Origin of the sequence: Acidovorax sp. LjRoot194 (assembly GCF_964253015.1) — a bacterium.
In the GTDB taxonomy this organism is placed as follows: Bacteria; Pseudomonadota; Gammaproteobacteria; order Burkholderiales; family Burkholderiaceae_C; genus Acidovorax.
Genome location: NZ_CAXUQB020000001.1, coordinates 5,053,559 through 5,076,837 on the forward strand (window position 1 = coordinate 5,053,559; position 23,279 = coordinate 5,076,837).

Consider the following 23,279-nt stretch of genomic DNA (forward strand, 5'->3'; position numbering starts at 1 on the left):
CTCCTGCGCCGATGGCGCTATCCCGCGCGTTTGGTGAGCAATGCATTCGCCGCGCGGGAATTGGGTTTACGGTTCAGGAACCCACTGATGTAGGCCCCCGCATCGATGAGCTTATCAAGATCGATGCCCGTCTCGATGCCCATGCCGTGCAGCATGTAGACCACGTCTTCCGTCGCCACGTTGCCGGTGGCCCCTTTGGCGTACGGGCAGCCGCCCAGGCCGGCCACGGAGGACTGGTAGTTCCACACCCCCAGCTCCAGCGCGGCCAGCGTGTTGGACAGCGCCTGGCCGTAGGTGTCATGAAAGTGGCCCGATACATCGTCGATGCCGAAGTGCTTCAGCGTCGCCTCCAGCGCACGCTGCACCTTGCGCGGCGTGCCCACGCCGATGGTGTCGGCCACGTCCACGCGCTGCACGCCGATGCCCTGGAGCAGGCCGGCCAGATACTCCACCCGCTCGGGCGCGATCTCGCCCTCGTACGGGCAGCCCACGGTGCAGCTCATCGCGCCGCGCACGCCGATGCCGGCGGCCAGCGCCGCCTCGACCACGGGCGCGAAGCGCTCGATGCTCTCGGCGATGGAGCAGTTGATGTTCTTCTGGCTGAACGCCTCGCTGGCCGAGCCGAAGACCACGATCTCGTCGGGCCGGTCCGCCACCGCGGCTTCATAGCCCTTGAGGTTGGGGGTGAGCACCGAGTAACGCACGCCAGCCACGCGGTTCACGCCCTGCATGACCTCGTGGTTGTCGGCCATCTGCGGCACCCACTTGGGGCTCACGTAGCTCGTGACCTCGATCTCCTTCAAGCCCGCGTCCTGCAGGCGGTGCACCAGCGCGATCTTGACCTCGGCGGGCACGGGCGATTTTTCGTTCTGCAACCCGTCGCGCGGGCCGACATCGATGAGTTTGACGCGGGAAGGAATGCTCATGGTGGGGCTACCTGAAAAAGAGGACGTGGAACGGGCGGTCCTGGGCCGGCACCCGCTGCTCGCTGTGCGCGAGGCCCGACAGCGGGGTCGAGGTTGGGGCCGGGCAGACGCCTCCCATTGTCCGGGCTTCGGCGGTGCGGCACCACCTCATATCCTGCCAGACCACTCTCCGCTCGTGCCATTGCGGCACCCCGGCGCAGCCACTACGCACCAGCCCCTTCGTCCATCTCCTGGCGCAGCAGCGCCACCATCTGCACCGCCGCCAGCGACAGGCGCCGCCCCCGCAGCGTCACGAGGCCGATGGGCCGGCGCAGCGACGGCTGCTTGAGCGGCCGGGTCACCACCTCGGGCCGGCGCACCACCTGCGCGGCCAGCTCGGGCAGCGCGCTCACGCCCAGCTGCGCGGCCACCATGGCCGCGATGGTGGCCAGGTGCTCCACCTCGTAGCGCGGCGCAAAGCGGATGCGGTGCGTGAGCAGCGCCTCGTCGGCGTACTGGCGCACGCTGGTGCCGGCGGGCATGGAGATGTGCGGCAGGTCGGCCACATCGGCCCAGGCCAGCGCACCGCGGCCGCGCGCCAGGGGGTGGGCGCGGGCCAGCAGCAGCACGAAGCGGTCGGACGACAGCGGGGTGTAGTCGAGGTCGGCATACGCGGGGTTGGCGGCGGTGAGCGCGAAGTCCACGCGCCCTGCGCGCACCATGTCGAACGCCGGGCCCGCCAGGCTGTCGAACAGCTCCAGGTGCACGCCCGGGTGCCCCGCCGCAAAGCGCGCAAAAGCGCGCGGCACCACCCCAGCCGCCAGCGACGGCAGCGCCGCCAGCGCGAGCCGCCCCACCTGCACCTGCGCCACGGCCTGCACGCGGCGCACCGTCTCATCCATCTGGTGGCGCAGAAAGCGGGCCTGCTCGGCAAACACCTCGCCCGCCTGCGTGAGCTGCACCGTGCGCGTGGTGCGATCGAACAGGCGCGCGCCCAACATCTCTTCGAGCCGCGCGAGCGTGCCCGACACCGCCGACTGCGACAGGTGCATCTGCAGCGCGGTGCGCCGAAAGCTCAGCGTGTCGGCCAGCGCCAGGAACACATCGACCTCGCGGGCCGACCAATTGATCTTCATGGCCGATCAGTCTATCGAAAAATACGTCTGGACCGCGCAATGCGGCCTGCCTAGACTGCACCGCAAGACAACACAAGGAGACACCAGCATGGACATCAGTTCGCCGCGCAATGCACGCACGGTGGTCGTGGGCGGGGGCACCATGGGCGCCGACGTGGCCGTGGTCCTGGCCCGCGGCGGCGCCCGGGTCACGGTGGTGGACCCGCACACCGCGCGGCGCGACTTGCTCTTGCCGCACATTGCCGCCGAGCTCGACGCCGCCGGCCTGGCCGCGGGCGCAGGCCCCGTGGAGGTGTGCGCCAGCCTGCAGGACGTGGCCTGGGACGGCGTGGTGCTGGTGGTCGAATGCATCACCGAACAACTCGCCGCCAAGCAGCAGCTGTTTGCCGAGCTGGAGGCTATCGCCCCGGCCAGCGCGGTGCTGGCCAGCAACAGCTCGGGCTTTCCGATCAGCGCCATTGCCCAGGGCCTGCCCACCGCGCAGCGCATGCTGGGCCTGCATTTCTTCATGCCGGCGCACCTGGTGCCGCTGGTGGAGGTGGTGCTGGGCGAGCGCAGCGACCCCACGTTGGGCCAGTGGCTGCACGGCTTCATGCGCCGCTGCGGTAGCGTGCCGGTGCTGGTGAAGAAGGACAAGCCGGGCTTTCTGGCCAACCGCATGCAACATGCGCTGTCGCGCGAGGCCTTTGCGCTCATCGACGAAGGCATCGCGTCGCCCGAAGACGTGGACGCCGCCGTGCGCTTTGGCTTCGGCTTTCGCTTTCTGGCGGCAGGCCCGGTGCTACAGCGCGACCACGCGGGCATCGAGGTGCACTGCGCGGCCGCGGCCACCATGTACCCCACGCTTTCCAACACCGACGTACCCGCCCAGGCGCTGCGCGACCGCGTGGCCAAAGGCGATCTGGGCATGAAGACCGGCAAGGGCTTTTTCGACTGGCCCGAGGACCGCAAGCGTGCCGAGCGCGCCCGCTACGACGCGCTACTGCGCCAAGGGCTGGCCCTGCTGGCCAGCGAGCTACCCACCATCGAGCCCGCCACTGCGCAGGCTACCCCTGGAGCCGCGCCATGAGCACCCACCCCATGCCCACCGCTGCCAGTGCGCCCAGCCAATGGCCCGATCCGCTGATCGTCACTGTGGCGCCCAACGGCGCGTACAAACTGCCGAGCGACCACCCCGCCGTGCCCACCACACCAGCCACGCTGGCCGCCACCGCCAAGGCCTGCCTGGAGGCGGGCGCGGCCATGATCCACATGCACATCCGCGACGCCCAGGGCCGCCACAGCCTGGATGTGGAGGGCTACCGCGAAGCCCGGCGCGTGGTGCAGCACGCCGTGGGCGATGCGATGGTGGTGCAGATCACCAGCGAAGCCGCGGGCGTCTACCGCGCCCCGGCGCAGATCGCCATGGTCGAGGCGTTGCAGCCCGAGGCCGTGTCCATCGGCCTGCGCGAGATCGACCAGCCCGAGATCGGCGAGCCCGGACTGCAGCGCTTCTTCACGGGCCTGGTGCAGCGCCGCTGCATGGTGCAGGTCATCCTGTACGACGTGGCCGACCTGCGCCGCTGGCAGGCGCTGCGCGCCAGCGGCGTGGTGCCGGATGCGCCGTGGTTTTTGCTGTTCGTGCTGGGCCGCTACAGCGCGGGCCAGACATCGAGCCCGCGGGACCTGCTGCCCTTCCTGGCCGCCCACGACGGGCCCGAACCCTGGGCCGTGTGCGCGTTCGGCGCCGCCGAGAACACCTGCATCACCGCCTCCGCGGCCTTCGGCGGGCATGCCCGCGTGGGCTTTGAGAACAACCTGCTGCGCAAGGACGGCAGCACCGCGCCGGACAACGCGGCCCTGGTGCGCCAGGCGGTCGAGGCCGCGGCCGCGCTGGGGCGACCGCTGGCCACGGCGCAGGGCATTCGCCAGCGGTTCGGCGCCGGTTGACTGCCGCACGCTGCCGCGCATCCGCAGCGCCGCCCATCACCTCACCCCACAACCCGCGCCAGACGGGCTTTTCATTCATCCGCAGGAGACAAACATGCCATCACGCACCGTATTGACCGCACCCACCCCGGGCACGGTACCCAGCACCCCGACCCGCCGGGCCACGCGCCGCATTCGCGCCCCGCTGACCCTGGCTCTGGCGCTGCCCATGGCGCTGGGCATGGCAGGCCAGGCCGCTGCCCAGACCGCAGCCGCAGCCTTCCCCACCAAGACCATCCGCTTCGTGGTGCCCTACCCGCCCGGCGGCCCCACCGACCTGATGGCACGCATGCTGCAGCCCGAGCTGCAAAGCCGGCTGGGCGTGACCGTGGTGGTGGACAACAAGGGCGGCGCGGGCGGCAACTCCGGCAGTGCCGAGGTGGCCAAGCAGGCGCCCGCCGACGGCCACACCCTGCTGCTGGCCGCCAGCGGCCCGATGGCGGTGAACCCGTCGCTGTACGCCAGCATGCCGTTCAACCCGCTGACCGATCTGGTGCCCGTGGTGCAGCTGTCGGCCTTTCCGCTGGTGCTGGAGGTGCACCCCTCGCTGGGCGTGAAGACCCTGCCGGAGCTGATCGCCATGGCCAAGGCGGGCAAGCCGGTGCTGAGCTTTGCATCGGCCGGCAACGGCACGCCGCAGCACCTGGCGGGCGAGCTGTTCAACACCACCGCCCACGTGAAGATGGGCCACATCCCGTACCGCGGCGCGGGCCCGGCGCTCAACGACCTGCTGGGTGGGCAGGTGAACGTGATGTTCGACATCGTGGGCAGCTCGCTGCCGCACATCCAGTCGGGCAAGCTCATCCCGCTGGCAGTCACCTCGGCCGAGCGCGCCAAGGTGCTGCCCAACGTGCCCACCATGGCCGAGGCGGGCGTCTACGGCTACCAGATCACCGGCTGGCACGGAATCGCCGTGCGTGCGGGCACGCCGCAGGCCACCGTGGACAAGCTCAACGCCACCGTGAATGCGATCTTCAAGGAGCCCGCCTTCCGCGCCAAGTGGGAAGCCATCGGCACGCCGGTGGTGGCAGGCACGGCCGCGGACTTCGGCGCGCTGATCAAATCCGACGCACAGCGCCTGGGCAAGCTGGTGCGCGATGCGGGCGTGACGATGGATTGACTGAGGCCGCGGGCGTTGCGCGTCGGGTGTTGCGAGGTGCCGTGCACCCCACTGCTGCACGCCAGGCTGGCACCTTGCAGGCGCAGGCGCAGGCGGCGCCTGGCGATATCTAGGCGGGAACGCGGGGGCGTAGGCGCAGAAGCAGCCAGCCCGCCGCCATGCCCACGGCGCTGAACAGCAGCCACACAGCGCCCAAGAAAATCTTCAGGGTATTGGAGCTGCTGATCTCAGCCCGCGAAGGGCTATTGGCGGGATAGCGCACGGTGACGGTGTCACCCACATCGTGCACCGCCTGCAGCTGCCGCACCAGCGAGTCCGTGAACCGCACGGTGCGGCCATCGCTCGCCACAAACTCGACGACGCTTTTCTTGCCATGGGCTTGCCGGCTTGAGGACCCCGTCACCACGCTTTCGTGCGCCACCACGCGGCCTTTGGCGCTGCGCGTGTCGCCCACCAGATGCAAGCTCGTGGCCAGCAGCCAGCTGGCGGCTACCGCAGTCAGCGCGCCGGGCACCAGCAGCAGCCAGCCGAGAAGGCCGAAAAAGCGGCGAAAGGATGTGGATCTCATGCCTGCGATGGTACGGGTTGACGCCGCCTGCGGAGCGCCGGGTCAGTACCCCCGCCCGGGGTCCACAGTGCCTGCCACCGCCTCGCCGCGCTCCATCGCCGCCATCTTGCGCGTGATCTGCGCAATGCTCTCTTCCCGCATGGTGCGGGCCGAAGTGTGGGGCGTGGCGGTGATCCGCGGGTGGGTCCAGAACGGGTGCCCGACCGGCAAAGGCTCGGTGCGGAAAACGTCCAGCGTGGCGCCCGCGATGTGGCCGTTGTCGATCATCGCCAGCAGGTCTTCTTCGACCAGGTGCGCGCCGCGCGCCACGTTGACCACATAGCCCCCGGGCTGCAGGCGCGACAGCGTGTCACGGTTGATGATGTCCTGCGTGTCGGGCGTGAGCGGCAGCAGGTTGACCAGCACGCGGCTGGCGGCCAGGAAGTCGTGAAAGCCCTCTGCGCCGCTGAAGCCGCGCACGCCGTCCACCGCCTTGGCAGACCGGCTCCAGCCGTTGACCGGAAAGTCGAAATGCGCCAGCGCCCGCGCCACGCGCTCGCCCAGCACACCGAGGCCCATCACGCCCACCGGAAACTCCGAGCGCACCCGCGGCCGGCGAAAGCCCCAGCGACCGGCGCGCATGTCGCCCTCGTACGCGTCCAGCTCGCGAAAATGGCGCACCACCGCGTGGCACACGTATTCGGCCATCTGCACGGCCATGCCCCCGTCGTCGATGCGCACGATCTGGCAGCCCGGCGGCATGCGCAGCTTGAGCAGCGCGTCCACCCCGGCGCCGATGTTGAACAGGGCGCGCAGCGCGGGCTGCTCGTCCAGGAACTGCTGGGGCGGCGCCCAGACCACGGCGTAGTCGGCCTGCGGTGCCCCCGGCTGCCACACGCTGATGTGGGCATGGGGCAAGGCAGCGGCAAGCCCCTGCAGCCAGGGCTCGATCTTGGTGTCGGTACAGCAAAGGGTGATGTTCATGCGGTCAAGGGTAACTGCATTGGCGCCGCTCGGATGTCGCGCACGGGTTGCGGTGGAGCCGTGTGGTACCCCGCACCTCTCATGGACTCCATCCTTCTATACCGTTCGGGCTGAGCTTGTCGAAGCCTTGCGCGGCGCATCGACAAGCTCAGCGTGAACGGGTTTTCAGGATGAACGGGTTTTTATCGGGGGAAGACCCAGAGGTGACGCGCCAGCGGCTTACGCCGCCACCGCCACCGCCAGCTTGAGCAGTTCCGCCCCCTCGGTCACCTGGTCGCCCGGCGCATACAGCAGCTCCTGCACCACGCCATCGGCCGGCGCCGCAATCGTGTGTTCCATCTTCATCGCTTCCATCACCGCCAGCGGCTGGCCCTTGGTGACGGCATCGCCCGCCTTCACGGCAAACGACACCACCTTGCCGGGCATGGGGGCCGTGAGCCGCCCGCCCTCGGCCGCCGACTCGCCCGCATGCGCGAGCAGGTCGATGGCGGTGATCTGCGTGGCGCCGCGGGGCGTGAACACATGGTCCACCTCGCCCTGGGCGTACACCGCAGCGCGGGTGCGCTGGCCGGCGAACTGCAGTTCGATGCCGCCGGATTGTTCCGCAAACACCAGCGGCCCGGCCACGGCCGCGTCGCCCTCGCCTACCACCAGGTGCAGCGTGCCATCACGCTCGTAGGTGAGCCAGGCCTTGGCGTGCTCGCCGCCGAACTCGAACTCGAAGCGGCGGCGCGTGAGCGCGTGCGAATGGAATCCGTCGCGGCGGCTGAAGGGGTCTGCGCCTTCGCTGGCGCGCTCGTTCAGGAGGGTCTGCGCCACGGCGGCGGCAGCAGCCAGCGGCAGGCCGACCGGCTCCTGGTGGAACAGCACCGCCTGCTCGCGCGGGATCAGCGCGGTGTCGAGCTGAGCACTGGCAAATGCGCCGGTGCGCGCCACGCGGCGCAGGAACTGCACGTTGGTCGCCAGGCCCACGATGTGCGTCTGCGCCAGGGCCTCGTCCAGCCGCGCCAGCGCCTGCTCGCGCGTGTCGCCGTGCACGATGAGCTTGGCCACCATGGAGTCGTAGAACGGGCTGATCGCATCACCCTGGCGCACGCCGGAGTCCACGCGCACCGCGCCCCTCTCGAACGTCAAGCACTCGGGCAGCGCATACACGTTGAGCGCGCCGGTGGCGGGCAGGAAGTTGTTGTCGGGGTTCTCCGCGCAGATGCGGGCCTCGATGGCGTGGCCTGTGATGGAGAGGTCTTGCTGCTTCACCGGCAGCGGCTCGCCCGAGGCCACGCGCAGTTGCCACTCCACCAGGTCCAGGCCGGTGATGGCCTCGGTCACCGGGTGCTCGACCTGCAGGCGGGTGTTCATCTCCATGAAGTAGAACTTCATCTGGTCAGGCCGCTCATAGCCGCCCGGCTGCTCCACGATGAACTCCACCGTGCCGGCGCCCACGTAGTTCACCGCCTTGGCGGCGGCCACCGCGGCTTCGCCCATCTGCCGGCGCAGCGCGGGCGTCATGCCGGGGGCCGGGGCTTCTTCCAGCACCTTCTGGTGGCGGCGCTGCACGGAGCAGTCGCGCTCGAACAGGTACACCACGTCGCCGTGCGTGTCGCCAAACACCTGGATCTCGATGTGGCGCGGACGCTGCACGTACTTTTCGACCAGCACCGCGTCGTCGCCAAAGCTGTTGATCGCCTCGCGCTGGCAGGATGCGAGCGCGGCGGCGAAGTCCTCGCTCTTGTCCACCGCGCGCATGCCCTTGCCGCCACCGCCCGCGCTGGCCTTGATGAGCACGGGGTAGCCAATGCGGTCGGCCTCGCGCTGCAGCAGGGCCGGGTCCTGGTCGCTGCCGTGGTAGCCGGGCACCAGGGGCACGCCGGCCTTTTCCATGAGTTGCTTGGACTCGGCCTTGAGGCCCATGTCCTTGATGGCCGAGGGTGGCGGGCCGATGAAGACCAGGCCTGCTGCCGCGCAGGCATGGGCGAAGTCTTCGTTCTCGGACAGGAAGCCGTAACCGGGGTGGATGGCCTGTGCACCCGTGGCCTGGGCGGCTTCGATGATGCGCTCCCAGCGCAGGTAGCTGTCCTTGGGCGCGCTGCCGCCGATGTGCACGGCTTCGTCGCAGACGGCCACGTGCTTGGCATTGGCGTCGGCATCGGAGTACACGGCTACTGTCTTCACGCCCAGGCGTTTAGCGGTCGCCGCGACCCGACAAGCGATCTCGCCGCGATTGGCGATCAGGATCTTCTTAAACATGGCGCCCTCCCGCGGCGAGATCGCTTGCGCACGCTGCGCGTGCCACGCAATTTGCAGAAACGTCTGCTGCGCAGCCGTTTTCACCGCGATTGGCAATGAGAATCTTTTTGAACATTTAGGCCACCTTGGCAGAACCAGAAAAGAAAGAAGACAAGCGCCGCACCACGGCGCGCAGAAACTTGAACAGCACCACCAGCAGCAGCACCGACACGGCCACCATCACCACCAGTGCGATGCCGAAGGCCACCGGGTGTTGCGTGGCCAGCCACACCACGGCCACCACCAGGCCGTCTTCGAAGAAGGACAGCAGCCAGTTGGAAAACGGCTCGGGCGAGGTGTTGGCCGCCGCGCGCGTGGTCATCTTGGTGGCCATCGACGTGGCGGCCAGCGACCCGCCCAGCAAGCCCGCCACCACGCCCATGGTGGCGTTGTCGGCACCGAACACGCCCGCGGCCAGCAGGGCGCCGCCGGGCACGCGGATGACGGTGTGCACGGCGTCCCAGGCGCTGTCGATCCACGGGACCTTGTCCGCAAAGAATTCGACCAGCATCAGGCCGCCTGCCACCAGCAGCACCAGCGGGTTCTGCAGCACGTGCAGGCCTGGGGGCAAGGGCATCCAGCCCAGGGCCCCCATCCCGCCGACGATGAAGACCACCGCGTACAGACGGAACCCGCTGGCCCAGCCCAGCGCGGCGGCCAGCGCCAGCAGGCTGGGCATGTCGAGCCGCGCGGTGGCCGTGGCCGCCGCATCGCCCACCGCGCGCGCCGTGCCGCCATCCACGTGGAGCCCCAGCGTGTGGAGCCACTGAACGATGTTGAGCCAGAGCTGGTCCATGTTCGTGTGTCCTCAGACGTCAGGCCAGAAGCCATGCCGGTTTGCGTTTGTTCAGGAACGACTGCACGCCTTCCTTGCCCTCGTCGCTGGCGCGGATGTCGGCGATGCCCTGCACGGTGGCGGCGATCAGCCCCGCATTGATCTCGCGCTCGGCCACGTCCAGCACCAGCTTCTTGCAGGCGCGCACGGCGTGGGGGCTGGCGCTGGTCAGGGCCTTGAGCAATTCGTCGACCTTGGCGTCAAGCTGGTCTGCAGACACCACCTCGTGCACGAAGCCGGTGCGCAACGCCTCGGCCGCGCCGAAGCGCTCGGCCGTGAGGAAGTAGCGGTGCGCTGCGCGGGGCCCCATGGCGCGGATCACGTAGGGGCTGATGGTGGCGGGGATGAGGCCGAGCTTCACCTCGCTCAGGCAAAAGCCCGCCGTGTCCACCGCCACCGCCATGTCGCACGCGGCCACCAGGCCCATGCCACCGGCGTACACATCGCCCTGCACACGCGCGATGGTGGGTTTGGGACATTCGTAGATCACGCGCAGCATCTCGGCCAGCTTGCCCGCGTCGGCCACGTTCTCGTCGCGGGTGTAGTCGGCCATGCGGCGCATCCAATTGAGGTTGGCGCCCGCGCAGAACGCGGGGCCCTCTGCGGCCAGCACCACGGCGCGCACGTCGGCGCGCGCGCCCACTTCGGTGAAGGCCGCCGTCAGCTCGGCGATGACCTCGTCGCTGAAGGCGTTGCGGATCTCGGGCTGCGTGAGCGTGATGCGCGCCACGGCGCCGATGTAGGTGATGGACAGGTTCTGGCTCATGGCGTGGGCGGGTTTTGCAGGAAGTAGACAAGGTCCAGCTCGGGGCTGGGCTGGCCCAGGGCGGTCAATGCGGCGGTGATCTGGCCCCGGTGGTGCGTGCCGTGATTGAACACATGCGCCAGCGTGGCGGCAAACGGCAACGATGCCTGCGTGCCCCGCATGGTGGTGTAGTCGAGCGTGCCGTTCCACCGGTCTGCCGGCAACGAGGCGATCAACGGTGCCCAGCGGGCAGCGCCCGCGCGCAAGCGGGCATCGAGCCGCGCGCGGTCGCTCTCCAGCTCGGCGTCCAGCGCCACCTTGGGCGATGTGCCTTCTGCAAACCGCACGAACCACAGATGGTGCTCGCCCACCAGCAGGTGGTTGAGCGTGCCGTGGATGCTTTTAAAGAACAGGCCCGCATCGTGCCGGTAGGCCTCTTCAGGCAGTGCCTGCACGGCGTCGAGCAGGCGCGCCGTGGCCCACACGTTGTAGCGTGCAAGCTGTGTGAAGTGGGCGACGGCGTCCATGGCGGCTCCCGGCACGGTCACATGCGGAACAGGCCGAACTTGGTGTCTTCAATGGGTGCATTGCGCGTGGCGGCCAGGCCCAGCGCCAGCACACGGCGGGTGTCGGCCGGATCGATCACGCCGTCGTCCCACAGGCGGGCGGTGGCGTAGTAGGGGTGGCCCTGGTCTTCGTACTGGCGGCGGATGGGGGCCTTGAAGGCTTCTTCTTCCTCGGCGCTCCACTGGCCGCCCTTGCCCTCGATGCCGTCGCGCTTGACGGTGGCCAGCACGCCAGCCGCCTGCTCGCCGCCCATGACGCTGATGCGCGCGTTGGGCCACATCCACAAAAAGCGGGGGCTGTACGCGCGGCCGCACATGCCGTAGTTGCCTGCGCCAAAACTGCCGCCGATGATGATGGTGAACTTGGGAACGCTCGCGGTGGCCACGGCCGTGACCATCTTGGCGCCGTTGCGCGCGATGCCCTCGTTCTCGTACTTGCGGCCGACCATGAAGCCGGTGATGTTCTGCAGGAACACGAGCGGGATCTTGCGCTGGCAGCACAGCTCGATGAAGTGCGCGCCCTTGAGGGCCGACTCGGAAAACAGGATGCCGTTGTTGGCGATGATGCCCACGGCCATGCCTTCGATGCGCGCAAAGCCCGTGACCAGCGTGGTGCCGTAGCGGGCTTTGAACTCGTCGAACTCGCTGCCATCGACGATGCGGGCAATGATCTCGCGCACGTCGAAGGGCTTGCGGGTGTCCACCGGGATCACGCCGTACAACTCTTCTGCTACAAATTTAGGAGCTATTGGCGCTTGATCAGCCGGCGCCGGAGACTTGTTTTTATTCAAATTGCGCACTGCATTGCGTGCCAGCTGCAGCGCATGCAGGTCGTTTTGCGCCAGGTGGTCGGCCACGCCCGACAGGCGCGTGTGCACGTCGCCACCGCCCAGGTCCTCGGCCGTGACGACCTCGCCCGTGGCGGCCTTGACCAGCGGCGGGCCGCCCAGGAAGATGGTGCCCTGGTTCTTGACGATGATGGACTCGTCGCTCATCGCCGGCACGTAGGCGCCGCCCGCCGTGCAGCTGCCCATGACCACGGCGATCTGCGAGATGCCCATGGCGCTCATGTTGGCCTGGTTGAAGAAGATGCGGCCGAAGTGGTCGCGGTCCGGAAAGACCTCGTCCTGGTTGGGCAGGTTGGCGCCGCCCGAGTCCACCAGGTAGATGCAGGTGAGGTGGTTCTGCTGCGCCACTTCCTGCGCGCGCAGGTGCTTCTTGACGGTGAGCGGGTAGTAGGTGCCGCCCTTCACCGTGGCGTCGTTGCACACGATCATGCAGTCCACTCCGCTCACGCGGCCGATGCCGGCAATCAGCCCCGAGCTGGGCGCATCGTTGTTGTACATGTTGAGCGCGGCCAGCGGCGCCAGCTCCAGGAACGGTGTGCCCGGGTCCAGCAGCATCTGCACGCGCTCGCGTGGCAGCAGCTTGCCGCGGGCGGTGTGCTTGGCGCGGGCGGCTTCGCCGCCGCCCTGGGCGACCTTGTCGAGCTGGGCGCGCAGGTCGTCGACCAGCGTGCGCATGGCCGCGGCATTGGCCAGAAAGTCCGCCGAGCGGGCGTTGAGTTGGGTGTCGAGAATGGTCATGCTGTGTGCTCTAAATCTTCAGGCGGTTGTTTGTTCGGCCAGGCCCAGCTGGCCCTTCATCTCATCGCGGATCTTGAACTTCTGGATCTTGCCCGTCACCGTCATCGGGAAGCTGGTGACGAAGCGGATGTAGCGCGGCACCTTGTAGTGCGCGATCTGGCCTTTGCAGAAGGCACGAATGTCGTCTTCGGTCGGCTTGGTGCCCGGCTTGGCGATGATCCAGGCGCACAGCTCTTCGCCGTACTTGGCATCGGGCACGCCCACCACCTGCACGTCCTGCACCTGCGGGTGGCGGTACAGGAACTCCTCGATCTCGCGCGGGTAGATGTTTTCGCCGCCGCGGATCACCATGTCCTTGATGCGGCCGACGATGTTCACGTAGCCTTCGTCGTCCATGGTGGCCAGGTCGCCGGTGTGCATCCAGCCTTCGGCGTCGATGGCCTCGCGTGTCTTGGCGTCGTCGCCCCAGTAGCCGTGCATCACCGAGTAGCCCCGGGTGCAGAACTCGCCGCGCTGGCCGATGGGCACCACGGCGCCGCTGTCGGGGTCCACGATCTTGACTTCCAGGTGCGGCTGCACCTGGCCCACGGTGGAAACGCGCTTGGGCAAAGGCGTGTCGGTGCTGCTCTGGCAGCTCACCGGGCTGGTCTCGGTCATGCCGTAGGCGATGGTGATCTCCGACAGGTGCATCTGCTCCACCACGCGCTTCATGACCTCGGTGGGGCAGGGCGAGCCGGCCATGATGCCGGTGCGCAGGGTGGACAGGTCGAACTCGGCAAAGCGCGGGTGGTCCAGCTCGGCGATGAACATGGTGGGCACGCCGTGCAGGCCGGTGCAGCGCTCATCCTGCACCGTCTGCAGCACGGTGAGCGGGTCGAACCCGTCGCTCGGGTAGACGATGGTGGAGCCGTGCGTGAAGCAGGCCAGGTTGCCCAGCACCATGCCGAAGCAGTGGTACAGCGGCACGGGGATGCACAGGCGGTCTTCGGGCGTGAGCTGCATGCATTCGCCGATGAAGAAGCCGTTGTTCAGGATGTTGCGGTGCGTGAGCGTGGCACCCTTCGGGAAGCCCGTGGTGCCGCTGGTGAACTGGATGTTGATGGGGTCGGTGGCCTTGAGCGTGGCGGCGATCTGCGCCAGGCGCGCATCCTGCGCATCGCCGCGCGCCAGCAGGTCGGAAAACCGCAGCAGGCCGGGCTCGTCGGCACCCTGCCCCGCCCCGTCGTCGATCCACACCACGGTGTTCAGGTGCGGCAGCTTCACGGCGCCCAGCTGGCCAGGCTGCTGGTGCTGCCACTCGGGCGCCAGCTCGCGCAGCATGCCCAGGTAGTCGCTGGTCTTGAAGCGCGCCATGCTCACCAGCAGCCGGCAGCCCACCTTGTTGAGCGCGTATTCGACCTCGGACGTGCGGTAGGCCGGGTTGATGTTGACCAGCACCAGGCCCACCTGCGCTGTGGCCAGCTGCATCAGCACCCATTCGGCGTTGTTGTGCGACCAGATGCCCACCCGGTCGCCGGGCACCAGGCCCTGGCCCAGCAGCGCGCTGGCCAGGCGCTGGGCCTCGGCCTGCAGCTGGGCATAGGTGTACCGGCGGCCCTGGTGCACGCTGACCAGCGCCTCGCGGCCGGGCTGGCGGGCCGCCATGTCGGCAAAGAAGCTGCCGATGGTCTGCTCGATCAGCGGGACGCTGGTGGCGCCACGGGCGTGGCTGCCGGTGAGGGGTGCTGGCGCTGCAGCGGTGGCGGGGCTCGTCATCCTTGTGTCTCCTTGCGGGGCCTGCGCCGTGCATGTGGCGACAAGCGGCGGCAGGCGGTGGCGCCCGTGGACCGGGCTGCGATCCGTAAGCATAGAAGCGCCAACCCGCCCCCGGTTGCCACAATGGTTGCAAATCGTGCCACGCCTGGGGCACACTGGCCCGCGTGAAATCCCTTGCACCGACCCCTGAGCCCGCCTGGCAGGCCTTGCCCCCCACCGCCGCCCCAGCCGTCACGCCGATCGCGTTCGTACGGGCCATCGTACTGGCGTACGAGCAGCGCGGCCTGCGCGCCGACCAGGCCCTGGCGCAGGCACAGATTGCGCCGCAGCTGCTGCACGACGACCAGGCGCGCATCACGGCCTGGCAGATGGAGCGCATCTCGGACGCCGCCATGCAGGAGCTGGACGACGAGGCCCTGGGCTGGTTCAGCCGCCGCCTGCCCTGGGGCAGCTACGGCATGCTGGCACGCGCATCGATCAGCTCGCCGCACCTGGGCGTGGCGCTAGTACGCTGGTGCCGGCACCACGGCCTGCTGGCGGACGATATCGCGCTGCACCTGACCACCGAAGGCGACACCGCCACGCTGCGCATCACCGAGGCGCGCGACCTGGGTGCGCTGCGCGAGTTCTGCCTGGTGTCGGTGCTGCGCAATGCGCACGGGCTGGCTTGCTGGCTGGTGGACTCGCGCATACCGCTGACCGCGGCGGAGTTTGCCTTTGCCGCGCCGCCGCATGCCGATGCCTATGCGGTGCTGTTCCGCGGCCCGGTGGCCTTTGGCGCGGCGCAGACGGCGATCCACTTCGATGCGCGCTACTTGAGCCTGCCGCTGCGGCGCGACGAGTCCGCGTTGCGGCAGATGCTGCAGCACGCGCTGCCGCTCACGGTGCTGCAGTACCGGCGCGACCGCCTGCTGGTGCAGCGCGTGCGGCAACTGCTGGGCGCCACAGTGGCAGGGCACGCCGCGCCCGCGCTGGCACAGCACAGTGCCGAGTCGCTGGCCGCGCTGCTGCACGTGTCGCCGCGCACCCTGCACCGCCAGCTCAAGGAAGAAGGCGCCACGCTGCAGGGCCTGAAGGACGAGGTGCGCCAAAGCCGCGCGGTGGACCTGCTGCACCGCACCGACCGCCCCATCAAGCAAGTGGCCGAGGCGGCGGGCTTCGTCAACGAAAAGAGCTTCATCCGCGCGTTCCGCAGCTGGACGGGGCACTCGCCCGCGGAGTTTCGCCGGCAGTCCCGCGATGCCTGACACCAGTTGGGCGGACGCGGTGCTCGGCATGATGTGCACCCTGCGTGGCACCTGTCCGACAGCCCTGGCGGCGGTGCGCCACTAAACTGCAGTCCACTTGTTCGCCCGACCACTGCCTGCCGCCCCGGCGGGCCCGCCCTGCCCATGATCCATCTCTACCACTGCGTCAGCGCCCGGTCTTTTCGCCCCTTGTGGATGCTCGAAGAGTTGCGCCTGCCGTACACGCTGCACATGATGCCGTTCCCGCCGCGCGCCAAGGCGCGCTGGTTTCTGGAAGAGAACCCGCTGGGCACCGTGCCCCTGCTGGTGCAGGGCGAGGGCCAGCGCCAGGTGCGCATGACCGAGTCGGCCGCCATCTGCCAGTACCTGGCCGCTGCGCACCCCGATGCGGGGCTGGAGGTGCGCCCCGCAGACCCGGCGTTTGGCGCCTACCTGAACTGGCTGCACCTGGGCGAGGCCACGCTCACCTTTCCGCAGACACTGGTGCTGCGCTATGGCCGCTTCGAGCCCGCGGACCGCAAGCAACCCCAGGTGGTGGAGGACTACAGCCGCTGGTTCCTGGCCCGCCTGCGGGCGGTAGAGGCCGCCGTCGCCCGCCAGGACTACTTGTGCGCAGGCCGCTTTACCGCAGCCGACGTGTCCGTGGGCTATGCACTGCTGCTGGCCGATCATCTGGGCCTGGAGCCGCAGTTCGGCGAGGCCACCCAGTCCTATTGGCAGCGGCTGCAGGAACGCCCGGGCTACCAGCGGGCCCACGCCGCGCAGATCGAGGCGGCCGAGGACCAGGACGTGCCTACGACCCCGGCACCCGACACGCGGCCTTGATGCACCGCTGACAAGGCCCGCCCGCGCTATGAGGTGGGCGGCGCTACGCCCACGGATACAGGCCAACGCCCGTTACTGCGACGACGGCAGCGGCTGGGCCGATGGGGAAGATGGCTGCGGTGCACTGCGCAGCAGCGACTGCACCAGCGCCCGAAACTCCGGCGAATGCCGCAGCACACTGCCGCCCGCCTCGATCAAGTCCGTGACCTCTTCGTGCGCAATCGAGAACGCCGTGGGCACCTGCAACAGGCGGCGGCGCGCCACGTCGTCCGGTGCGTCGCGCAGGTTCACCGGGATGACGTGGATCTCCGCATCGGGCGCGAACGCATCGCTCTCGCCCTTGGAGCCTTCGGCCAGCGACTGGCGCCACTGGCGGGTGATGTCGCGCAAGAACTCCTGCGTCTCGCGCGTGGCGCGGGCGCCGGTGCCAAAGAGCAGCGAGTCCACCACCTGCGCCATGTTGGGCACCTGGTCACTCATGTCGATGTTGACCGACGGATCGCGCTCGGCGTTCACGGTGATGAGCACCAGCTTGCGGATGGTGCCAGGCGGTATGCCCACCTCGCTGAAGGTCTGGCGCAGGCCGCCACCGGCCAGGGCGCGGTCCAGCAGGCGCTGCACGCCCAGGTTGTCGGCCAGGCCGCCATCGACCAGATGGATGTACGGCTTGCGCTGCGCGTCGGTATAGCTCAGCTCGTGCGCGCGGTACAGCCGGGCCCGGTAGTCGCCGGCTGCAGCCCGCGCGCCCACGGTGGACGCCGCGCGGTGCGCCGGGCACTGGTCGGCGTAGTTCTTGAGCGTCATGGGGCTGAGCAGCAATGGCACGGCCGATGAGGACGCCACCGCGAACGACAGCGGCACCTTGCGCAGGTCCGAGCAGATCAGCGAGAACTGCTCCCAGGTGAACTCGAAGCCCGTGCCCAGCGACATGTCGGTGGCGGTGATGAACAACTGCGGGTGGCGCGGGCGCCGCTCCACGTCGCCGAAGGTCAGCCCGCCATACAGATCGTCGAGCCGCCGCGCCAGCAGGTGCGTGCGGCCCAGCCAGGGCGAGGTCAGGTCCACCAGGTTGCCCGGGCGCAGGGCCTGGGTGATGAGGCTGTTCTGAAAGTTCTGCCGCAGGAAGTCGTGCTCGAAGCGCGGCAGCCCGTCGATGCCGTGCGCGGCAAAGTACGCGGCCACGATGCTGCCGCCCGACACGCCGCTGACCACATCGGTGGCGTCAAGCAAGGTGGTGTCCTTGCCGTTCCACTGGAAGCGGGTCTGCTGCATCTCCGTCAGCACGCCAAAGCCGAAGGCTGCAGCGCGGGCCCCACCGCCGGACAAAGTGACGGCCACGAGGATGGTCGGGTCACGCTCGGACTTGCGCACCGGGATGTTCTGGTCCTCGGGCGGCAGCGGCTCGTTGACCCAGGGCCGCACCGAGGAGCAGCCCATGAGCACGCCCAGAGCGGCCAGAGCGGCGCAGTGCCGCAGCCAGCGCGGCATATAGTGTCTGCTGTGCGGGGGCATGGGCTGGGTCATGGGGCGTCCTGTGGTGGAGAGAAGTCAGCAACCCAGCAGCGCTGGCAACTCGGCCATGCTGCGAAACACCTGCGTGGCGCCCGCGGCCAACAGGGCCTCGCCATCGTCCAGCGGCGCGTAGGCAAACACCGTGGCACCCGCAGCCACGCCCGCCGTCACTCCGGTGACCGTGTCTTCCACCACCGCACAGCGCAGCGGATCGGCCTGCAGGGCAGCAGCTGCCGCCAGGTACACGTCCGGCGCGGGCTTGGTGCGCGGCATTTCGTGGCCGCTGAAGATGCGGCCTTCGAAGTACGGCGTGAGCCCCACCTTGGCCAGCTGCAGCTCCACCTTGTGCCGGTCGGCCCCCGACGCACAGGCAATGCGCCCGCCGTGGTGCGCATGCACCCGCTCGATGGTGCCGTGGATGTGCTCGATGGCGGTAAGGCGCAGGTTCAGCTCGGTGTTGCGCCGGGCATAGAAGTCGGCCATCCACGCATTGGTGAGCGGCCGCCCGGTGTGCGCCTCGATGCGGGCGGCTTCGCTGCGCACCGTCTTGCCGATGAAGATGCGCATGCACTCCTCGGACGTCAGCGCCCAGCCAGCCTCGGCCAGCATGTCGCGCAGCACGCCGTTGGTGATGGGCTCGCTGTCGACCAGGACGCCGTCGCAGTCGAAAAGGATCGCTTCAAATTTCATAGCTGCTTGCGCTTGCCTATCAAGCGGTAGAGGTTGTTTTGACTTAAAAATGAGGCGAATGAACGTCCCCGCAGGCATCGCCGCACTGGGCGTGCAAGCGTAGTGGCTACAGCGGCAATGCACTCATGGAGAAACATCCCCATCCACATAGAACCACCGGCCCTGCTCGCGCACAAAGCGGCTGGTCTCGTGCAGGCGCACGGCGCGGCCACGGATGCGGTAGCGGGCGACGAACTCCACCTCAGCGCGGTCGCCGCCGGTGGTGCGGTGGCTGCGCACGTCCAGGCCCAGCCACTTCGTGCCGGGCTCGAAATCCATCGTGGCCGGGCGGGTGCTGGCATGCCATGTGGCCTGCAGGTAGTCGCCACGCTCCAGGACGAAAGCGGTGTAGCGCGACCGCATGAGGCTCTCGGCGTCGGGCGCGGTGGCGGCGTCCCAGTGGTCGAGGTAGCGTCCGCAGCAGTGGGCATACGGCAAGGCCGCCGCCCTGGCGCCCTGGCCAGGCGTGGCCTGGGTGCGCCCGCAGAGGCAGGGGTCGGTGTTCTTCAAAGGCATTGGATGGCTGCGCCGTGGCGGGGCGTCACTTCAGTGCGCCGAACACCTTCTTGGCGATGGCGCTGCCGGCACTGGCCGGGTCCTGGCGGATGCGGCGCTCTTCTTCGCCGATCATGAAGTACAGGCCGTCGAGCGTCTTGCCGGTCACGTACTGCGCGAGGTTGGACTCCTCGGGCTTGAGCAGGCCGAAGCCCGCGGCCTTGCCCGCGAACGCGTTGTACTTCTGCGTGAGGCCAACCTTTTCGGTGGCCTGGTTCACCACGGGCAAGAAGCGCTCGCCCAGCGGAGCGCGCGTCTTGTCGGCAAAGAACATCGTGACCGAGGTGCTGCCGCCGGTGAGGATGTTCTTGGCATCGGTCACCGTCATGTTCTGCACCGCGCCCACCAGCAGGTCCTTGCCCATGGGCACGGCGGCCTCGGCGGCGCGGTTGATGGAAGTGACGAGCTCGTCGATGCGCTTGCCCTGGCCCAGGGACTTCATGACCTTGGCGGCATCGGCCAAGTAGCCCGGCAAGCTGATACGCACCTGGGGGTTGCCCAGGAAGCCGTCGGGCCGGCCCAGCAGTGCCACGGCAGCCTGGGCGCCCTGCCCGAGCGCAGCCTTGAGGCCGCTGGACGCATCGGCGCTGGTGAGGTCGCTCAGCGACAGGGCCAGCGCGCGCTGGTGGGCGGCCAGCAGCAGGAGCCCGCCCAGGGTGGCCGCGGTGGCATGGTGAAACTGGCGACGCAGCATGTGAAGGTTCTTTCAGGATGAAGGGGGTGGCGGTGCGCCGGGCGGCGGCACCCACGGTGGTGTGGCGCGCTCGCTCTGGCGGACACGTGTCGCCAAAGCCGATTTTCACCTACGCGCGCTGTGGCGAACCTGTTTACGATCTGGCGGCAACTGCAATAAGGAGTGAGGCCATGTGGACAACAAGCGTGCCTTGGTGGGAGTTCGTGCTGCGCGGGGTGGTGGTGTATGTGTTTTTGCTGATCTTCCTGCGACTGACCGGCAAGCGGCAGACGGGCCAGTTCGCGCCCTTCGACCTGGTGCTGCTGCTCATCCTGTCGAACGCGGTGCAGAACTCGATGAACGCGGGCGACAACTCGCTGGTGGGCGGGCTGGTGTCCGCCACCACGCTCATTGCCTGCCATGTGGTGCTGGCGCAGATGACCTTTCGCGTCCGATGGTTGGAGCGCCTGATCGACGGCACGCCCCAGGTGCTGGTGCGCAACGGCCAAGTGAATGAGACGCTGATGCACAAGGAGCTGCTCTCGGCCGAGGACCTGGAAGCAGCCCTGCGCGCTGGGGGCTGCCTGCATGTGCACGAGGTGGAGCGCGCCACCATCGAGACCAATGGGCAGATCACGGTGGTGCTGCGGCGGCGGGACTCCCAGGACTGAACCGCTGCCCGAGGGGGCTATCGGCCAGAGTCATGGCTCTGGCTTCCGGCAGTCGGGGCTGTCGCCGTGGCGGGGCGGGGCCTGCAGTATGGAAGAACCGCGTGCCGGGCCGGGACACTGGCTGGACGCTCCCATGCCACAAAGCCCTGTGCCGGCCGTCAAGGGCTAAAGCCCGACTGTCCGGCGCACAGCGATGCGCAGCCGCAAATCCTGCACAGTGAGGCCCCGCACGAACCGCCATGTCGGCGCCTAGGGAGTCGCGCGTTGAACACAGCCCCACCCACCCAACCACCAAGCCACCAGCCCCGTTGGCTGTACCAGGCCCAGGACGTCCGCGGGCAGCCCACCGAAGGGTTCGTCCATGCCGCCACGGCCGAAGAAGCACTCCAGGCGATCGCGGCGCAGCAGCCGCCCCTGAGCCAGGTCCAGCTGCACACGTCCAGTCTCCATGCGCGGGCCATGACCGAGATGCTGGACGATGTGATGGGCCCGCTGGACGTGAAAGCCCTGCGCCAACTCGCGCGCGACCAGATCGAGAACCTGGAAAGTCCCGGCGTGTGGACGACCTTGCGCCAGCTGCTGCGCAACAACCGGGGCTGGCTGCTCGCCTGCGCGGCCTTGATCGCAGTGGCTGTGTGGTTCGACTGGAGTTCCTGGGTGGTGGGCGGGCTGGTCGCGGCCCTGCTCGTGCCCTTTGCGTTGTTTGCCTACATGCACCGGTTCCAGCGGATGTACCAGAACGTGCTGCATGCGCACGCCACCGGAGACCAGGCGCGCCTGCGCTCGCTGGCAGAGCAGCTGGCCAGCGCCGCGCAGCGGCACAAGTTCCTCGTCCAGCCGGGCTGGGATGCGGCCGTGCGCGTGGCGTGGTTCGAGGCACGCACCGAAGGCGCGGAGGCTGCCATTTTGCGGCTGCGCATCCACCCACTGCGGCCTGCGGACGACGCCGATTTTTTGGCGCGCACCTACACCCTGCCGCTGGCCACTGGCGACCACCCGGGTTTCATCGCACGCCTGCGCGAACTGCTGGCGCAACGCCCTGGAGAGCCCACGCTGCAGATGGACCTGGCGCTGGGTGAGGCCCGCGCCGGTCACACCGAGGAGGCCACGCGGCTGCTGGATGCGCTGAAGCCCGAGCTGCTGCCACCCCATGGGCAGGCCTTCATCGACTGGGTGCGGGGCATGGTGGCGCTGCGCGACCCGGCGCTTGCCGGCGATGCGGCGCGGCACCTGGGCAGCGCGTGCGAACAGTTCCTGGGCCTGGTGCGCAAGGCGCCCGGTGCGTGGCCTTCGCTGGCCGTGTGCACCTGCGACTACGCCCTGGCGCTGGCTTGGACAGGGCACGCACGGCAGGCGCGAGAGGCGTTTGCCGGCGTGCAGCCTGTGGCCCGCCACCACGCAGAGCCCGAGCGCCTGGCCATGCTGGAGCGGGAGCTGCGCAAGGCCGCCTGACAAAGCCGCCGAAGAGGACGGCCTACGCCAGCGCGCGCTGGATGATGATCTTCTGCACGTCGCTCGTGCCTTCGTAGATCTGGCACACGCGCACGTCGCGGTAGATGCGCTCCACCGGAAAGTCGTTGACCACACCATAGCCGCCCAGGGTCTGGATGGCGGCGCTGCACACGCGCTCGGCCATCTCGCTGGCGAAGAGCTTGGCCATGGCGGCTTCTTTCAGGCAGGGCTTGCCGGCGTCGCGCAATGCAGCGGCGTGCCAGATGAGCTGGCGGGCGGCCTCGATCTGCGTGGCGCAGTCGGCCAGCCTGAAACCCACCGCCTGGTGGTTGAAGATGGCGGTGCCGAAGCTCTCGCGCTCCTTCGAATACGCGAGCGCCACGTCGAAGGCACTGCGCGCCATGCCCACGCTTTGGGCGGCGATGCCGATGCGGCCGCCTTCGAGCGCACCCAGGGCGATCTTGTAGCCCTCGCCCTCGGCGCCGATGAGGTTGTCGGCCGGGATGCGGCAGTTGTCGAAGTTGATCTGCGCGGTGTCGCTGGAATGCTGTCCCAGCTTGTCTTCGAGCCGCGCGACGACGTAGCCAGGGCTGCTGGTGGGCACGAGAAACGCGCTCATGCCCTTCTTGCCCGCGCCCTTGTCGGTGACGGCGATGACGATGGCCACCTGGCCGTTCTTGCCGCTGGTGATGAATTGCTTGACGCCGTTGATGACGTATTCATCGCCCTGCTTCACCGCCGTGGTGCGCAGTGCCGATGCGTCGGAGCCCACATGCGGCTCGGTCAGGCAGAAGGCGCCCAGCATCTCGCCGCGGGCCAGCGGCGTGAGCCAGTCGCGCTTTTGCTGGGCGTTGCCGTAGCGCATGAGGATGGCGTTGACGGGGCAGTTGGTCACGCTGATGGCGGTGCTGGTGCCGCCGTCGCCGGCCGCGATCTCTTCCAGCACCAGGGCGAGCGTGAGGTAGTCGAGGTTGGCGCCGCCGAACTCTTCGGGCACGCAGATGCCGTAGGCGCCCAGGGCGGCCAGGCCCTGGTGCACGTCGTGGGGGAAGTGGTGCTCTTTGTCCCAGCGGGCGGCGTGGGGCCAGATCTGTTCCTGGGCAAAGTCGCGCACCGCATCGCGGATCATTTCCTGGTCTTGGGTCAGCAGCATCGGGGTTGTCTCCGGAAGTCGTTGTGTTC

General features: G+C 68.8%; 22 protein-coding genes. 7 read left to right on the forward strand and 15 right to left on the reverse strand.

Annotated features, from left to right (window positions below; all coding sequences use genetic code 11):
* Positions 1-17: 17 nt before the first annotated feature.
* Both ACSQ3N_RS22795 and ACSQ3N_RS22800 read right to left on the reverse strand, forming a co-directional pair.
* Positions 18-926: a hydroxymethylglutaryl-CoA lyase gene (locus ACSQ3N_RS22795; RefSeq protein WP_436147541.1), complete on the reverse strand. Its 909-nt coding sequence runs from the start codon at positions 924-926 to the stop codon at positions 18-20.
* Between the two features lie 203 nt (positions 927-1,129).
* Complete coding sequence (locus ACSQ3N_RS22800; protein ID WP_010466723.1) at positions 1,130-2,041, reverse strand: LysR family transcriptional regulator; 912 nt, start codon at positions 2,039-2,041, stop codon at positions 1,130-1,132.
* 88 nt (positions 2,042-2,129) lie between these two features.
* Between ACSQ3N_RS22800 and ACSQ3N_RS22805 the strand changes: the two genes are divergently transcribed.
* From ACSQ3N_RS22805 to ACSQ3N_RS22815, 3 genes are all read left to right on the forward strand, one after another.
* The gene (locus tag ACSQ3N_RS22805) at positions 2,130-3,110 is read left to right on the forward strand and encodes a 3-hydroxyacyl-CoA dehydrogenase family protein (RefSeq protein ID WP_436147542.1); all 981 of its coding nucleotides are present in this window, start codon (positions 2,130-2,132) and stop codon (positions 3,108-3,110) included.
* Positions 3,107-3,970 carry a 3-keto-5-aminohexanoate cleavage protein gene (locus ACSQ3N_RS22810; RefSeq protein WP_056162719.1) on the forward strand — a complete coding sequence of 288 codons (864 nt, stop codon included), beginning with the start codon at positions 3,107-3,109 and terminating at the stop codon, positions 3,968-3,970. The genes ACSQ3N_RS22805 and ACSQ3N_RS22810 overlap by 4 nt, the downstream gene beginning before the upstream one ends.
* A gap of 94 nt (positions 3,971-4,064) precedes the next feature.
* Positions 4,065-5,129, forward strand: a complete 1,065-nt coding sequence (locus ACSQ3N_RS22815; RefSeq protein ID WP_436147543.1) for a Bug family tripartite tricarboxylate transporter substrate binding protein — start codon at positions 4,065-4,067, stop codon at positions 5,127-5,129.
* 109 nt (positions 5,130-5,238) lie between these two features.
* On the opposite strand, the gene ACSQ3N_RS22820 is transcribed toward ACSQ3N_RS22815, so the two are convergent.
* From ACSQ3N_RS22820 to ACSQ3N_RS22855, 8 genes are all read right to left on the reverse strand, one after another.
* Positions 5,239-5,697: a DUF3592 domain-containing protein gene (locus ACSQ3N_RS22820; RefSeq protein ID WP_436147544.1), complete on the reverse strand. Its 459-nt coding sequence runs from the start codon at positions 5,695-5,697 to the stop codon at positions 5,239-5,241.
* A 42-nt stretch (positions 5,698-5,739) separates the two neighbouring features.
* Positions 5,740-6,660, reverse strand: coding sequence for a 2-hydroxyacid dehydrogenase (locus ACSQ3N_RS22825; protein ID WP_436147545.1), 921 nt, complete (start codon positions 6,658-6,660; stop codon positions 5,740-5,742).
* Positions 6,661-6,879: 219 nt separating this feature from the next.
* Positions 6,880-8,907, reverse strand: coding sequence for an acetyl-CoA carboxylase biotin carboxylase subunit (locus ACSQ3N_RS22830; RefSeq protein ID WP_436147546.1), 2,028 nt, complete (start codon positions 8,905-8,907; stop codon positions 6,880-6,882).
* Positions 8,908-9,022: 115 nt separating this feature from the next.
* Positions 9,023-9,742: a DUF4126 domain-containing protein gene (locus ACSQ3N_RS22835; RefSeq protein WP_396506814.1), complete on the reverse strand. Its 720-nt coding sequence runs from the start codon at positions 9,740-9,742 to the stop codon at positions 9,023-9,025.
* A gap of 19 nt (positions 9,743-9,761) precedes the next feature.
* On the reverse strand, positions 9,762-10,547 hold the full coding sequence (locus tag ACSQ3N_RS22840) for an enoyl-CoA hydratase/isomerase family protein (RefSeq protein WP_056162706.1): 786 nt from the start codon (positions 10,545-10,547) through the stop codon (positions 9,762-9,764).
* Positions 10,544-11,053, reverse strand: coding sequence for a DinB family protein (locus ACSQ3N_RS22845; RefSeq protein ID WP_436147547.1), 510 nt, complete (start codon positions 11,051-11,053; stop codon positions 10,544-10,546). The genes ACSQ3N_RS22840 and ACSQ3N_RS22845 overlap by 4 nt, the downstream gene beginning before the upstream one ends.
* Before the next feature lie 17 nt (positions 11,054-11,070).
* Positions 11,071-12,678, reverse strand: coding sequence for a carboxyl transferase domain-containing protein (locus ACSQ3N_RS22850; RefSeq protein WP_436147548.1), 1,608 nt, complete (start codon positions 12,676-12,678; stop codon positions 11,071-11,073).
* Positions 12,679-12,696: 18 nt separating this feature from the next.
* Positions 12,697-14,433: an AMP-binding protein gene (locus tag ACSQ3N_RS22855; RefSeq protein ID WP_436147549.1), complete on the reverse strand. Its 1,737-nt coding sequence runs from the start codon at positions 14,431-14,433 to the stop codon at positions 12,697-12,699.
* A 164-nt stretch (positions 14,434-14,597) separates the two neighbouring features.
* Here ACSQ3N_RS22855 and ACSQ3N_RS22860 point away from each other — a divergent pair, with 164 nt between their 5' ends.
* Together ACSQ3N_RS22860 and ACSQ3N_RS22865 are read left to right on the forward strand one after the other, a co-directional pair.
* Positions 14,598-15,680: an AraC family transcriptional regulator gene (locus ACSQ3N_RS22860; protein WP_436147550.1), complete on the forward strand. Its 1,083-nt coding sequence runs from the start codon at positions 14,598-14,600 to the stop codon at positions 15,678-15,680.
* 144 nt (positions 15,681-15,824) lie between these two features.
* Positions 15,825-16,505, forward strand: a complete 681-nt coding sequence (locus ACSQ3N_RS22865; protein WP_056162690.1) for a glutathione S-transferase family protein — start codon at positions 15,825-15,827, stop codon at positions 16,503-16,505.
* A 72-nt stretch (positions 16,506-16,577) separates the two neighbouring features.
* Here ACSQ3N_RS22865 and ACSQ3N_RS22870 read toward each other — a convergent pair whose 3' ends face one another.
* The 4 genes from ACSQ3N_RS22870 to ACSQ3N_RS22885 all read right to left on the reverse strand — a co-directional run bounded on the left by ACSQ3N_RS22870 (position 16,578) and on the right by ACSQ3N_RS22885 (position 19,995).
* On the reverse strand, positions 16,578-17,993 hold the full coding sequence (locus ACSQ3N_RS22870; RefSeq protein ID WP_436147551.1) for a patatin-like phospholipase family protein: 1,416 nt from the start codon (positions 17,991-17,993) through the stop codon (positions 16,578-16,580).
* Positions 17,994-18,053: 60 nt separating this feature from the next.
* Positions 18,054-18,707 carry an HAD family hydrolase gene (locus ACSQ3N_RS22875; RefSeq protein ID WP_436147552.1) on the reverse strand — a complete coding sequence of 218 codons (654 nt, stop codon included), beginning with the start codon at positions 18,705-18,707 and terminating at the stop codon, positions 18,054-18,056.
* A gap of 123 nt (positions 18,708-18,830) precedes the next feature.
* Positions 18,831-19,262, reverse strand: coding sequence for a YchJ family protein (locus tag ACSQ3N_RS22880; RefSeq protein WP_056162683.1), 432 nt, complete (start codon positions 19,260-19,262; stop codon positions 18,831-18,833).
* Between the two features lie 25 nt (positions 19,263-19,287).
* Positions 19,288-19,995, reverse strand: a complete 708-nt coding sequence (locus ACSQ3N_RS22885) for a DUF4197 domain-containing protein (protein ID WP_056162681.1) — start codon at positions 19,993-19,995, stop codon at positions 19,288-19,290.
* A gap of 170 nt (positions 19,996-20,165) precedes the next feature.
* Between ACSQ3N_RS22885 and ACSQ3N_RS22890 the strand changes: the two genes are divergently transcribed.
* Positions 20,166-20,645: a DUF421 domain-containing protein gene (locus tag ACSQ3N_RS22890; RefSeq protein WP_056162678.1), complete on the forward strand. Its 480-nt coding sequence runs from the start codon at positions 20,166-20,168 to the stop codon at positions 20,643-20,645.
* 264 nt (positions 20,646-20,909) lie between these two features.
* Positions 20,910-22,097 (forward strand): hypothetical protein, encoded by a 1,188-nt coding sequence (locus ACSQ3N_RS22895; protein ID WP_056162675.1) that lies wholly within the window; start codon positions 20,910-20,912, stop codon positions 22,095-22,097.
* A 22-nt stretch (positions 22,098-22,119) separates the two neighbouring features.
* Here the strand turns inward: ACSQ3N_RS22895 and ACSQ3N_RS22900 are convergent, their stop codons facing one another.
* Entirely contained in the window at positions 22,120-23,250 is a 1,131-nt protein-coding gene (locus ACSQ3N_RS22900) for an acyl-CoA dehydrogenase family protein (RefSeq protein ID WP_436147553.1), read from the reverse strand.
* Positions 23,251-23,279: the final 29 nt, after the last annotated feature.